Raw genomic sequence first — 12,510 nt, 5'->3', positions numbered from 1 at the left:
ACGAAAGCCCAGAACAAGTTCTCCTGGGGAGGAGAAGCGGCCGCCGGAGCTACCCCCAAACGCTCCGGCGGCCGTCATTTTCGCAAGTCTTAGCCGCCCTGTGCCGGCATCAGGTCGAGTGCAGCGCTAGCGAGAGCCTCGGCGCCGGTGCGCACCACGGATTCCGCATCGGGAGCCCAGAATGGCGAATGCAACGACGGCAAGGCCTGCCCGTCATCCTTCAGGGCAGTCAGCATTTCAGCCGGCGTACCGCTGATCCAGAAGATCATGCTTTTCACATCTTCCGGGGCAGCACGCCGGAATTGACTGAAGTCCTCGCCGCCCATGACGGCTGGTGTCGAAACGACCGCTTCTTCACCGAACCTTTCGCGGAAACTTGCCGCCATTCGTTCGGTGAAATCAGGATCATTGAAGGTCGAGGGCGTATAGGGATCTTCTACCGTGACCACGGGGTAAAGTTCTTCCGGCAGCCCTGCAGTTATCGCCTCACCTCTGGCGACGCGGCGGATCCCGTCCAGCAGCAGCTTCCGGCTCTCGTCCGAATAGCTGCGCACGGTAAGCTGAAGTTTGGCTTCGTCCGAGATGATGTTGTGCTTCGCGCCCGAATGGAAGCTACCGACGGTGATGACGGCGGGGTCCAATGGCGATGAATTGCGGCTTACCACCGTTTGCAGCTTCATCACGATTGCGCTTGCGAGTACGATAGGATCGCGGGTCGTGTGAGGATAGGCGCCATGACCACCAACGCCCTTCACGTGAATGTCGACGCTATCGACATTCGCCAACGCATAGCCGGAGGTGTAGCCGATCGTCCCTGCCGGAAGAGGAGCGGCTGCGTCGTGAAAGGCAAGCGCATAATCGGGTTTGGGAAAACGGGTGTAGAGCCCGTCTTCAAGCATGGCTAGCGCGCCTAGTCCAAGTTCCTCTGCAGGCTGGAGTACCATGACCAGCGTACCCTGCCAGTCGTCCTTGCGTTCGGCCAGAAGCTGGGCCGCTCCGATGAAGCCCGCCATATGCGTATCATGGCCGCAGGCATGCATAACGCCGGTCGTGACACCGCTTGCCGGAGTGGCGGTGACCGTACTCGCATAGGGCAGCCCAGTTTGCTCGACCACCGGCAGTCCGTCCATATCGGCGCGCAAAAGGACGGTCGGGCCGTCTCCGTTCTTCATGACCGAAACGACGCCAGTCTGCCCCACACCCTCGGTAACCTCGAAGCCGAGAGCACGCATCCGTTTGGCGAGCTTCGCCGCAGTCTCATGCTCTTCGAAACTCAGCTCCGGATTGGCATGGAGATCGCGGTATAGCTCCATCAATTCCGGCATGTCGTCATTCAGAGAGGCGCGGAGGTCCTGCGCGGCGGCAGGAGAAGTGACAGCAATCGTGGCACAGGCGGCCGCGAGCAATGAGGTACGTAAATAGGACATGCCCTGGGAAACTCCTACAGGATGGAACACATGGAGCACGGTCCTGAAGAAGGAATCGTCCCGCCCAAAACCGCCACCTCTCGATCCCGAAGACTGGCAGAGCCAAAGCGATTAGGAAAGCGCGCTAGAGGCTGTAACTCAGGACCAGACCGATTGAGAGCGCTGCCACCATAATTATTACGAGCGGCACCCCGGTCTTAACGTAATCCCCGAACTGATAGCTTCCTTCCGCCATGATCAGCATGTTCGTCTGATAGGCAATCGGAGTGGCGTAGGAGAGATTGCAGCCGAACAGGACGGCCAGCACCAGCGGTTCGGCCGGGAGGCCCAGCTGCGAAGCAATGGCAAAGGCGATCGGCGTCCCCACCGTTGCAGCCGTGGCATTGGAGGCAAAATTGGTTAGGAAAGTGACGAAGATCATGATGGCTGCAAGCACGAAGGCGGGCTGCAGATACTGAAGGCCATAGGACAAGGCTTCTCCCAGCCAAGCTGCCGCGCCACTCTCATCGATTATGCGGCCGATGGCGATACTGGCGGCTACCAGCACGATGACCTGCGCGGAAAGCGCGCGCCCGACCCGGTCGAACTTCACGCAGCCGGTCACGAACATCAGAATTGCCCCGCCCAGCGCGGCGATGGCGATTGGCAGGAAACCGAAGGACGCAAGAGCGACCGAACCGGCCATAATGCCCGCCGCAAGCCAGGCCTTGGACCGCCGCGGCAATTCACGCTTGCCCTCGAGCTGCAGCAAGCTGTCGCCATTGGCAAAGGCTTCCAAATCTTGCTGAAGCCCCATCACCAACAGGACATCGCCCTCGCGGATGCGCATGTCCCCGACGTCGCTGAATTCGTCCTTCTGGCCGATCAGCGTATCGGGTCGGTGAATGCCGACCACCGCGACCCCGTAAAGATCGGCAATGCCCGATGTGGGAAGCGTGCGACCGGAGAGACGGCTATCCGCCGTCACTGTCATCTCGACGACTTGAATATCGTCGCCAGTTTCACCGTGCTGCCGCTGGATACGCTCCAGCACCCAGCCGGGCGCAGCTTCACCGCGCAAGACGTCGATGGCTTCTTCAATGGCCACATGGGTGCCCGAGACCCGCAGCCTTTGCCCCGGTCGGAACAGCCCAGGCTTCAAATCGTGAAATTCGATACCCGCCGGAAGGCGCGACGTGATTTGCGAAAGCTCTCGTCCGTTCAGGAGGCTGTCTTCGGTGACGCGGAGGCGCGTGTGGAACCGCCGCTGTTCCAGCGTCTGCTCAACACGATTATCACTCAACATTCGGGGCATGACCAGCCACAAATACGGCAGCGCCACCACCGCGGCTCCCAAGACGATCGGGGTGTAATGGAAGACGCTCATCATCGGCATCCCCAGGTCCACGGCGATCGAGACGACCAGAATATTGGTGGAGGTCCCGATGGTCGTGGCCAGTCCGCCGATGAGCGACGCGGCATTGAGAGGCATAAGGGTTTTCGAAGCCGGCATGGCTCCGCGCGCCGCAAGCGTAACGAAGATAGGAATCAACAGCACCAGCACGGGCGTATTGTTGACGAACATCGAAAGAAAGAAGGCGAGAAATAGGGACAGCAGCAGCCCGGCGTGCACGTTGAACTTGAACACCCGTTCCAGAAAGCGAGCCGCCGGATCGAGTGCGCCGGTCACGATCAGCCCTCGGCCCAAGATCATCAGGGCGCAGATCGTGATTAGCGCGTAATGGCCAAAACCGCCGAAAGCGATGGCAAGACCATCCGTGGGCGATTGTCCATCAAGCGGGAAAAAGTACAGTCCGACCGCGATAACGGCGATTGTCAGCAGCGAGATAATCTCGATCGACATGCGTCCGCGAGCAAAGGCGATGAACATCGCGACAGTCACGCCCATTGCGGCCAGAGCGTGGTATGATGGCATTCCGATCATTCGATATCCGAAGTTCCAAACCGCCGAAGCGAATGCAAGCAAATGTCTACTTTAATCAGGCTCGAATCCGATGCCGTGTCATTGCGGGAGGGGTGAGCCCCATTGTAACTGTTTAGCACAAGATAGGATTCGCCGCGCGCCGCTGTCTGGCGAGCGAGATGATTAACCTTCGAAAGATCGTGGTACCCCCGGCCGGACTCGAACCGGCACTTCGTAAGAAACTCGATTTTGAATCGAGCGCGTCTACCAATTCCGCCACGGAGGCACGTGTTGGAGCGCGGGGATTAGCCGCGCTCCGGAGCGGCATCAAGCCTTCAAAGCATTGACGAGCATTTTATGCAGTTTCGAGTGCAGCTGGTCATTGGCCGCCAGAACCTGCTTCGAATGAATCGGCTGCGAGCGCCCGCGGTAATCGGAGACGAAACCGCCGGCTTCACGCACAATCAGGCATCCTGCCGCAGTGTCCCAATCATTCAGCCCGCTTTCCCAGAAACCGTCATAGCGCCCGGCAGCGAGCCATGCGAGATCGAGCGAGGCGGCACCGAAGCGGCGAATACCGGCTACGTTCGGACCGATCGCATTGAAAATCTTCGACCATTCTGCGAAGTCGCCGTGCCCCGCGAAGGGAATGCCGGTTGCGATAAGGGCCTCCGACGGATTGCGGCGCGATGAAACGCGAAGACGAGCATCGTGCAACCAGGCGCCGCGACTCTTTTCCGCCCAAAAGGTCTCGTCGGTCACGGGGTTGTAAACCACAGCAGCGGTCACATCGCCCCAATCGTCGCTACCCAGCTTGCGTTCCTGGACCGCGATGCTGATCGCGAAATGCGGAATGCCGTGCAGGAAGTTGCTCGTCCCATCGAGCGGATCAACGATCCAGCGGGGCATGCCGTCCGCCCCCTCGATTGTTCCTGCCTCTTCCATTTCGAAGCCCCAGTCAGGGCGCGCTTGAATCAGTTCGTCATAGATCGCGCGTTCAGCGCGCATGTCGGCCTTCGACACGAAGTCTGCAGGACCCTTGCGGCTTACCTGGAGATGTTCGATTTCACCGAAGTCGCGGCGCAGACGGGCACCCGCCTTGCGCGCGGCTTTCTCCATCACGCGGATCAGTCCGGAAATTGCGGCCATTGTTATCTCTTATTCGGTGAGGACGCGGATCGAGCGCGCCTGGAGATGGATGTCGCCCCACTCGCAGGCCATGTCGAATTTCGTGCCCTCGATATGAAAGGTCTCGATCGCAAACCGACGCTGCATGCCGTCGCCGGCACTGGTCCGGCGATCAAGCTGGAGCTTGCTGATCCCGGCGAATTTGAGAAGGCCAGGATGGAAACAGCACTCCTCCCCCTCGCCCGGTTCTTCGTAGTCGGGATGCGCCGGGTCAAGGCAAAAATCCATCTCCAACGTCAACTCGTCATCATTGATGATGACAGCGCGCAAGGTGCTTTTCTCGATATCGATATTGTCGAACCGACTTGCGATCGATTTGCCCATGGGAGCGACTCCTTGCCTGACCCTCAGTTCGCCTTGCCTACGTAGCTCTGCTCGTAAACGTCGACGATGATCCGGGTTCCGCTTTCAATATGCGGTGGGACCATGATGCGTACGCCGTTATCGAGGACGGCGGGCTTATAGCTGGAAGAAGCTGTCTGCCCCTTGACCACGGCATCGGCCTCGACGATTTCGGCTTCGACCTGCTGCGGCAGCTCGACCGATATCGGCTTTTCTTCCCACAGTTCCAGCTTCACCTGCATACCGTCCTGCAGGAACGGGCGAGCATCGCCAAGCAGGTCCGAAGGCAGATTGATCTGCTCGTACGTGCTCTGGTCCATGAAGACGAGCATATCGCCATCTTCATAAAGGAACTGGTATTCAGCGGTGTCGAGACGCACTTTCTCGACCGTATCTGCGCTGCGGAAGCGCACATTGGTCTTACGGCCATCCTGCAAGTTCTTCATTTCGACCTGCATATAGGCGCCGCCCTTGCCGGGCTGGGTGTGCTGGATCTTGGCGACCTTCCAGATGCCGCCTTCGTATTCGATGATGTTGCCCGGACGGATGTCCACGCCGCTGATCTTCATGAGAAATGCCTCGATGTGAAAGAGCGCTGCCGCTTCGACGGTCAGCCATGTGGTGCGCGCCTTACAGCCTGGTGACACGCTCGGCAAGGCGGTGGAAATTTTGCCTTCTTCTTCCTATGTCGCTCACGGAGGCCATGAGATGAAAAAACTGTCCATCGCTTTGATGACCGTCGCGGCTCTGACCGCTTCGCCGACGCTAGCGCAGGGGCGCCTGGGGTTATTGCCGCAGGGAGATTATGTCTGTGCGCTGCCCGGTTCAGCCGACGGCTCCGCTTGGAATGAGGTCGAGCGCGCGAATTTCTCGATCACTGGCGCATCAAGCTACAAGGCGCGTCACGGCGCTGGCACCTACCTTCTCGAAGGCCGCAGGCTCACGTTCACACGCGGCCCGATGAAGGGCATGAGGATGATGCGTATCTCCAGCGGCATGCTGCAGGAAGTAAACAAGGCGGGCAAACTCGGCCGCATGCGGTGTCATCGCGCGGGCCCGCTCACGCGGTAGAGCAATCAATTGCTTCGGCTCAGCAAGGGATAAGGGTTGACGGCGTTGGCCGGTTCCCACCACGCAGCATCCTTGGTAGTTTGCAAGATCGCAAAATGAAGATGCGGCGCATCTGCCGAAGCGTTCCCGCTTGAACCTACCTCTCCCAGACGCTGACCCCGGCGCACCTTCTGCCCCTCCTTCAATCCCTCGGCATATTTGTCGAGATGAGCGTAGTAATGGATCGTACGCCCGTCGTTCGAGCGGACGTAAATCGTCAGACCTCCGGCATCGGATTCAAACAATTTCTCCACCACGCCAGGCGCGGCGGCGACAACGCTGGTACCCGTAGGCGCCATGATGTCGATCGCCTCGTGCAGCCGCTCACCGCCGCCCCGCGAGTCGGTGAAAGTGTCCGATAATTCTGACGGGCGGACGTTCAGGACCGGGATCATCAGCTCGCGAGCCGCGCGCTCGTCCACCGGCTGAGCGAAGTCGGTATTAAGCGGCGCGGCGTTGCGGGCCTGTTCGGAAACCGGGGTCTCCGTGCCTTCTTCCGCCGCACCGCTGCTCGTGGGGGACGGACTTGGAGCAGCGTCGGCCGGACGCGTCGTTTCGAGTTGCCCCTCTCCCGTTGCGTTTTCAATCAGACTGCCGCCCGCCACGATCCAGATCGCGCTGGTAATCGTGGCGGTGACAACGATGGTCAGAAGGCGGTCGATTATGTTCATGAGCCTTCCCTAGCTGCTCATGCCTCGAAAATCACCTGCGTCGATTGCGACACCATCCCTGCGAGCCTTGCGGCATCCCAGTTGGTTAGCCGTACACAACCGCTCGACTGCGCACGGCCGATGGTTTCGGGGTCGGGCGTACCGTGAATACCGTAATGCTCCTTCGAGAGGTCGATCCAGACGACACCGACAGGGCTATTGGGGCCTGGCGGCAGCTTGAAGGTTTTGCCATCTTCCTTGCCGCCCGAAAGCACTTCGGGATCATAGCTGTAGGGAGGGTTATAGGCTTCCCCGACGATATCCCACTCTCCGATGGGTAGCGGGAATTGGCTTGAGCCCGAACTGACGGTGAAGAGAGCCACCAGCTTTTCGCCCTTGTAAGCTTTCAGCGTTTTGCCTGCCTTGCTCACAACGATTTTATCGACCTCGGGCTGATCCGTGCCAACGCCCAAGCTGGCAAGCGTCTGTTGCCAGTTGCGATCTTCAATCTGTCCCTTTTCGATCCGATCGTTTCCGATATTGGGCACGCGGATCTGCTGTCCGGCCGTGAAAAAGTCGGTCTTTTCGGCTGAAGAAGAAGAGGGGGAATTTTTCGAAGTCGGCGATGAGGCCTCGGATGCCGACGCCCCGCTCATCCCGGCGGGCTTGCCACCGGGATTGAGCATCTTGAGCACGTCTACAGTCGTATGAAAACGTTCCGCCAGTCTTTCATCGAGGGATTTATAGCCCATCCGATCAAGCTTGGATTTGCCTTCCGGATCCTCCGGTATGTCGACATATTCGGTTTGGAACCAACTCTCGGGAATGGTGACGACGCGGGTCGCTGGGATGGAGTCCCAGTCGGATAGCGCCGTTTTTGTCGCCTCATCAAGCTGTCCGGTCACCTCTAGGTCGTTGGCCTCCTGGAAGCCGTTGAGCGCGTTTTCAGTGCTCATGCCCATTTTGCCGTCGATTACGCCCGGGCCGAAGCCAACACGGTCGAGGACGACCTGCGCCTGCATGATCGGCCGTTCCTCGCTGTCGGGAATGTCCTGATCTTCCGAAGCGACAGAGTCGCCCATGCCGTAAGCATCGTCGTTCGAGGCCATGCTGTCAGCGAGGTTGTTTTCGTCATAGGTCTCGTAGCCATAGTCTTGGCTTGGCTGCGTCTGGGCGGTGGCCTGAGTATCGGTGTCCTCGTCTGCGCCGTTTGATCCGCAGGCGACGAGCGCGAGCGACGATACAGCGACGAAAAGCAAATTACGCATGGAGTCCTCTCCTGAAGGGTTCGGGGAGGCGACCCGCCCCGTTTCAGAAGACACAACTCACTTCCCCGAGATTTGCTCCTTGAAGGCTTTTACCGCAGCAACTTCGTCTCCCGACCACACTGCTCCGGACACGGCTAGGAAGTCTGCGCCAGCATCGACCAGCGGCCTGCAGTTCGACGGGGTGATACCGCCTATGGCCACGCATGGTATCTCGACCATCGCGCTCCACCATTCAAGCAGGTCGAGATCTGCCCGATGCTCAGTTTGCTTGGTCGCGCTGTCGAAGAAAGCGCCGAATGCCACATAGTCTGCCCCTGCCTCGCCGGCTTCGATGGCCAAGTGGCGGGAGGCGTGACAGGTGACACCGATCTGTGCATCCTTGCCGAGTTCTTCCCGTGCCTCCGTCAGATCGCCATCGCTCTGTCCCAGATGCACTCCGTCCGCGCCGAGACGCTTAGCGAGCGGTATCGAATCATTGACGATGAATGCGACCTCGCGGTCGGCGCATATTTGCTGAAGGGGCTCGGCCAACGCCGCAGCCTCGTGCTGATCCATTCCCTTTACCCTGAACTGGAAGGCGGTGATCAATCCTTCTCCTTCATCAAGGGCGCGTTCGAGACGTTCAGGAAAGCCCCCCGAGACATCCAACGGAGAGATAAGATAAAGCTGTGTCGAAATTTTCTGTGTCATCGCGCCGCCTCGTACCCTCCGATGACGACTTCGTCGACATTCAGATTTGCGCAATACAAGGCAGGCCTAAGAGACTGGCATGATCAGACCTTTAGCCCTCGCGGTTTTCGCTCTCCCCCTCGCTTCCTGCGCGATCATTCCTGACACACCGCGCGTCGGCCAAGAGGCAGCGGCGCAGGGCACGCCAGTGAAAATAGGACAATCAGTATGGGCGGGCGACGCGATCCTGACCCCGCTCGCCGTGACCGAGGACAGTCGCTGCCCGCAGAATGCCCGGTGTGTCCGCGCGGGCGAACTCAAAGTTTCGACGCGCATCACGTCAACTCACTGGGCCCAGACGGCCGAGATGACCTTGGGCAAACCCCATGAGATTTTGGGTCGCACCTATACGCTCGTGTCCGGTCTGCCGGAAAAGCAGGCCGAGCGCGAGACCGATGCAGGCGACTATAGCTTCGTATACGAGCGGCGATGACACCGCTCGTATTGAGGTCAAGCTACGCTGGCAGCATGAATTTGGTCGATTGCGCCTGAAAGCGTTCCGTCGAATTCAGCATCGCTTTGCTGCTTGCGGAGATCCTGAAGAAGTCCCCGGCTGAAACTGGCAATCATACCGGGATTTTCGGCCAGCTTCTCACAAGCTTCCTCGGTCGAATACCCACCGGAGAGCGCAACCACACGCAAGACTTTCGGGTGCTTCACCAGATCGGCATAGAGCCCCGCATCCTTTGGAATGGAAAGTTTGAGCATGACCTGCTGATCATCGGGAAGCGCGTCCAAGCCTTCGAGAATGGCATCCAGCATGATCTTTTCGCCATCGGCCCGATCCGTTGCGGTAATATCGTATTCCGGCTCCAGCATGGGAACCAGGCCACTGGCCAGAATGCGCGCGCCCTCGGCAAATTGCTGACGCACTGCTTCTTTGATTCCGACAGGATTCGCAGATTTGATTACGCTGCGCATCTTGGTTCCGAAGACGCCAAGATCTTTTGCGCGCTTGCACAAGTTTTCCAGATTTGGATTGTCCTTCATCAACTGCGCCCCATCGCGCTCATCCTCAAGTCCCTTGTCGACTTTAAGAAAGGGCACGATCCCGCGTTCCTTCAACCGAGCGGGGACGCTCTTGCCGCCGCTCTCGCCGTCCATGGTTTTTTCGAACAGGATTGCACCGATTACCTTCCCATTTCCGAAACAGGGGCTCTCAATGATGCGCTGACGCATCTCATGGATCAGGCCAAACATCTCATCGTCGCCGTTCCAGGCGCCTTCCTCTACGCCGTAGCCGCGTAGCGCCTTCGGGGTTGACCCGCCGGACTGATCGAGCGCCGCGATGAAGCCTTGGCCGGACGCAATACGCTCGCGCATTTCATCGAAAGTCATGTGAGAATCCCTATAGCATGAAACTAAGTGTGCATTCGTATGCGCCGCTCATACAAAACCGCTTTCGCAGCCGCAACAGGCCGTTGGTAACTTATCGCTTCCTGTATCGTATCCTCACTGAGAACGAGGAAAGACGTATGTTAGATGAAATTCAGCAAAAGCTCTGCAACGAGAACGGAACGGATTTCTCCGACCTTAAAGCGCTGACGATCAATTGCACGCTCAAGCCAACACCGCAGGGCTCGCACACTGCCAAGCTCCTGGGCGTCGTCGAAAAGATCCTAGTCGAAAATAAAGTCTCGTTGGAGCAAATCAGGCTGGTCGACCACGACGTCGCACCAGGCGTCTATCCGGACATGACCGAACACGGGGCTAAAAGCGACCAGTGGCCGGATATCTGGCGGAAGGTTGAAGCAGCCGACATCCTCGTCATCGGGACGCCGATCTGGCTTGGCGAAAAATCAAGTGTCTGCCAACGCCTGATAGAGCGCCTTTACGGCCATTCAGGACAGACGAACGATCAGGGCCAATATGTGTTTTACGGCAAGGTGGGCGGCTGCATCGTGACCGGCAACGAGGATGGGATAAAGCATGTCGGAATGGGGGTGCTCTATTCCCTTCAGCACGTGGGTTATACCATTCCTCCCCAAGCAGATGCAGGCTGGATAGGAGAAGCCGGGCCTGGCCCAAGCTACGGCGATCCACAGGAAGGCAAAGCGGGCTATGTTGGTTTCGACAACGATTTCACGCGGCGGAATACCACTTTCATGACCTGGAATCTCATGCACATGGCGCGCATGCTGAAGGATGCCGGTGGAATCCCCGCGTGGGGTAATTCGGTCGATTTGTGGCAGGAAGGCCGCCGTTTCGATGCACCCAATCCGGAATATCGCTGATCAGTCCCGGCGATTAATCTTCCGGATAATTCCATTGAAGCTGAGTACAGGTCTGTCGTTCGCAGTAATTTTACCGACGACGTAAATTGTTTTTCCGCCGGCGCGAACGACTTCGCCTCGCGCTTCGATAAGCTGGCCGCAGCGCGCCGGATCGAGAAAGTCACCCGCCAGATGCATCGTAACGCCGTGCGAGCCTGCCAGAGCATCCGCCGCGATTGTGAACAGCGCACTGTCAGCGAATGTCATCAGGCAGCCACCATGCATGAAACCGGCACCGTTCATGTGGCGCTCTTCTGCACGGAAAGCAGAAACGTACGATCCGTCCGCGTCACGGCGCTCGTAGAATGGGCCCGCGCGCTGTTCGAACGCATCTCCGCTCCACGCTGACCAACCCGCGAATTCGCCCTCCGTGACCGGCGTCAGTCCACCACCGGAGCCAACCGCTTCGTTTTCGCTCATTTGGTCAGTGCTGCCACGCCCGGAAGCTTCTTGCCTTCCATCCATTCTAGAAAGGCGCCACCCGCAGTAGAGACGAAAGTGAAGTCATCCTTTACGCCGGCATGCGCCAAAGCAGCAACCGTGTCCCCGCCGCCTGCGACCGAGATGAGCGAACCGTCCTGAGTCAGTGCAGCAGCGGTCTTTGCCAGAGCTACGGTGGCGGTATCGAAGGGCTCTGTTTCAAACGCGCCCATCGGGCCATTCCAGACGAGAGTGCGGCAGGTCTTGAGAACATCGCCCAAAGCTTGAACCGCCAAAGGACCGACATCGAGGATCATCTCATCCTCGGCTACTTCGTGGACGTTGCATGTCCGCAGGGATGCTGGATTGGCAGCAAATTCCTTTGCGACAACGACATCGTAAGGCAGGTGCACAGTGCAACCGGCATGATCTGCCTGATCCATGATGCGGTTTGCCGTGCCTGTGAGGTCGTGCTCGCAAAGCGACTTGCCAACGTTCACGCCGCGCGCAGCGAGGAATGTGTTGGCCATCCCTCCCCCGATGATCAGGTGCTGTACCTTGCCAACCAGATTCTCGAGCACGTCCAGCTTGGTCGACACCTTGGCCCCGCCGACAACAGCTGCGACCGGCTGCTGCGGACTGCCGAGCGCAGCATCCAGAGCCTTGAGTTCCGCCTCCATTGCGCGGCCGGCATAAGCTGGAAGAAGACGCGCCAATCCCTCTGTTGATGCATGCGCGCGGTGCGCAGCGGAGAAAGCATCGTTCACGTAAAAGTCACCATGGGCCGCAATGCCCTTGGCAAATTCCGGATCGTTGGCTTCCTCGCCGGGCCAGAACCGAACATTGTCGAGCAGGCCGATATCACCGTTGGACAGGATACCGACGCTCTGTTCGACGACAGGCCCCATGACCTCGGGGATGAACATGATCTCGCGGTCCAGCACCCGCTCGATATCGCCCTGCACCATGCTTGTGCTCATGGTCGAATGGCGCTGGCCTTTCGGACGACCGAAATGAGCGAGAAGAAGGACCTTCGCGCCCTTGTCGGCAAGTTCAAGTATGGTCGGCATCGCAGCTTGGACCCGTGTGACATCGCTGGCGCGCCCTTCCTGCATCGGAAGGTTCAAATCTACGCGCACGAGCGCAACCTTGCCGGTTACCTCGCCGAGGTCATCCAAAGTCTTGAAGCTGCTCATTTCC

14 protein-coding genes and 1 tRNA gene are annotated in these 12,510 nt (G+C 58.9%); 3 read left to right on the top strand and 12 right to left on the bottom strand.

Annotation, left to right across the window (positions count from 1 at the left end; all coding sequences use genetic code 11):
* Positions 1–89: 89 nt before the first annotated feature.
* From K3175_RS09510 to efp, 6 genes are all read right to left on the bottom strand, one after another.
* Positions 90–1,427 (bottom strand): amidohydrolase, encoded by a 1,338-nt coding sequence (locus K3175_RS09510; RefSeq protein ID WP_221543095.1) that lies wholly within the window; start codon positions 1,425–1,427, stop codon positions 90–92.
* A 124-nt stretch (positions 1,428–1,551) separates the two neighbouring features.
* A complete protein-coding gene (locus K3175_RS09505; protein WP_221543094.1) occupies positions 1,552–3,351 on the bottom strand; it encodes an SLC13 family permease in 1,800 nt (599 codons plus the stop codon).
* A 180-nt stretch (positions 3,352–3,531) separates the two neighbouring features.
* Positions 3,532–3,616 (bottom strand) — tRNA-Leu (locus tag K3175_RS09500).
* 41 nt (positions 3,617–3,657) lie between these two features.
* Entirely contained in the window at positions 3,658–4,479 is an 822-nt protein-coding gene (locus tag K3175_RS09495) for an inositol monophosphatase family protein (RefSeq protein ID WP_221543093.1), read from the bottom strand.
* 9 nt (positions 4,480–4,488) lie between these two features.
* The gene (locus tag K3175_RS09490) at positions 4,489–4,842 is read right to left on the bottom strand and encodes a hypothetical protein (protein WP_221543092.1); all 354 of its coding nucleotides are present in this window, start codon (positions 4,840–4,842) and stop codon (positions 4,489–4,491) included.
* 23 nt (positions 4,843–4,865) lie between these two features.
* The gene (efp, locus tag K3175_RS09485; protein ID WP_221543209.1) at positions 4,866–5,429 is read right to left on the bottom strand and encodes an elongation factor P; all 564 of its coding nucleotides are present in this window, start codon (positions 5,427–5,429) and stop codon (positions 4,866–4,868) included.
* Positions 5,430–5,568: 139 nt separating this feature from the next.
* Between efp and K3175_RS09480 the strand changes: the two genes are divergently transcribed.
* Entirely contained in the window at positions 5,569–5,931 is a 363-nt protein-coding gene (locus K3175_RS09480; RefSeq protein WP_221543091.1) for an elongation factor P, read from the top strand.
* Between the two features lie 5 nt (positions 5,932–5,936).
* On the opposite strand, the gene K3175_RS09475 is transcribed toward K3175_RS09480, so the two are convergent.
* From K3175_RS09475 to thiE, 3 genes are read right to left on the bottom strand one after another with little or no spacing between them, the layout of a single operon-like run.
* Complete coding sequence (locus K3175_RS09475) at positions 5,937–6,641, bottom strand: M23 family metallopeptidase (protein WP_221543090.1); 705 nt, start codon at positions 6,639–6,641, stop codon at positions 5,937–5,939.
* A 17-nt stretch (positions 6,642–6,658) separates the two neighbouring features.
* Positions 6,659–7,888, bottom strand: a complete 1,230-nt coding sequence (locus K3175_RS09470; protein WP_221543089.1) for a L,D-transpeptidase family protein — start codon at positions 7,886–7,888, stop codon at positions 6,659–6,661.
* Positions 7,889–7,945: 57 nt separating this feature from the next.
* Positions 7,946–8,578: a thiamine phosphate synthase gene (thiE, locus tag K3175_RS09465; protein WP_221543088.1), complete on the bottom strand. Its 633-nt coding sequence runs from the start codon at positions 8,576–8,578 to the stop codon at positions 7,946–7,948.
* Positions 8,579–8,657: 79 nt separating this feature from the next.
* On the opposite strand from thiE, the gene K3175_RS09460 reads away from it, so the two are divergent.
* On the top strand, positions 8,658–9,050 hold the full coding sequence (locus tag K3175_RS09460) for a hypothetical protein (RefSeq protein WP_221543087.1): 393 nt from the start codon (positions 8,658–8,660) through the stop codon (positions 9,048–9,050).
* A gap of 17 nt (positions 9,051–9,067) precedes the next feature.
* Here K3175_RS09460 and K3175_RS09455 read toward each other — a convergent pair whose 3' ends face one another.
* Positions 9,068–9,955 (bottom strand): fructose bisphosphate aldolase, encoded by an 888-nt coding sequence (locus K3175_RS09455; protein ID WP_221543086.1) that lies wholly within the window; start codon positions 9,953–9,955, stop codon positions 9,068–9,070.
* 17 nt (positions 9,956–9,972) lie between these two features.
* On the opposite strand from K3175_RS09455, the gene K3175_RS09450 reads away from it, so the two are divergent.
* Complete coding sequence (locus tag K3175_RS09450) at positions 9,973–10,851, top strand: flavodoxin family protein (protein ID WP_247710797.1); 879 nt, start codon at positions 9,973–9,975, stop codon at positions 10,849–10,851.
* Here the strand turns inward: K3175_RS09450 and K3175_RS09445 are convergent, their stop codons facing one another.
* Complete coding sequence (locus K3175_RS09445; RefSeq protein WP_221543085.1) at positions 10,852–11,310, bottom strand: PaaI family thioesterase; 459 nt, start codon at positions 11,308–11,310, stop codon at positions 10,852–10,854.
* Positions 11,307–12,506: a phosphoglycerate kinase gene (locus K3175_RS09440; RefSeq protein ID WP_221543084.1), complete on the bottom strand. Its 1,200-nt coding sequence runs from the start codon at positions 12,504–12,506 to the stop codon at positions 11,307–11,309. The genes K3175_RS09445 and K3175_RS09440 overlap by 4 nt, the downstream gene beginning before the upstream one ends.
* Between the last annotated feature and the right edge of the window lie 4 nt (positions 12,507–12,510).

Origin of the sequence: Qipengyuania aestuarii, from assembly GCF_019711535.1 — a bacterium.
In the GTDB taxonomy this organism is placed as follows: Bacteria; Pseudomonadota; Alphaproteobacteria; order Sphingomonadales; family Sphingomonadaceae; genus Qipengyuania; species Qipengyuania aestuarii.
Note: the sequence above shows the minus strand (reverse complement) of the source record. Positions and strands in the feature narration are given on the sequence as shown.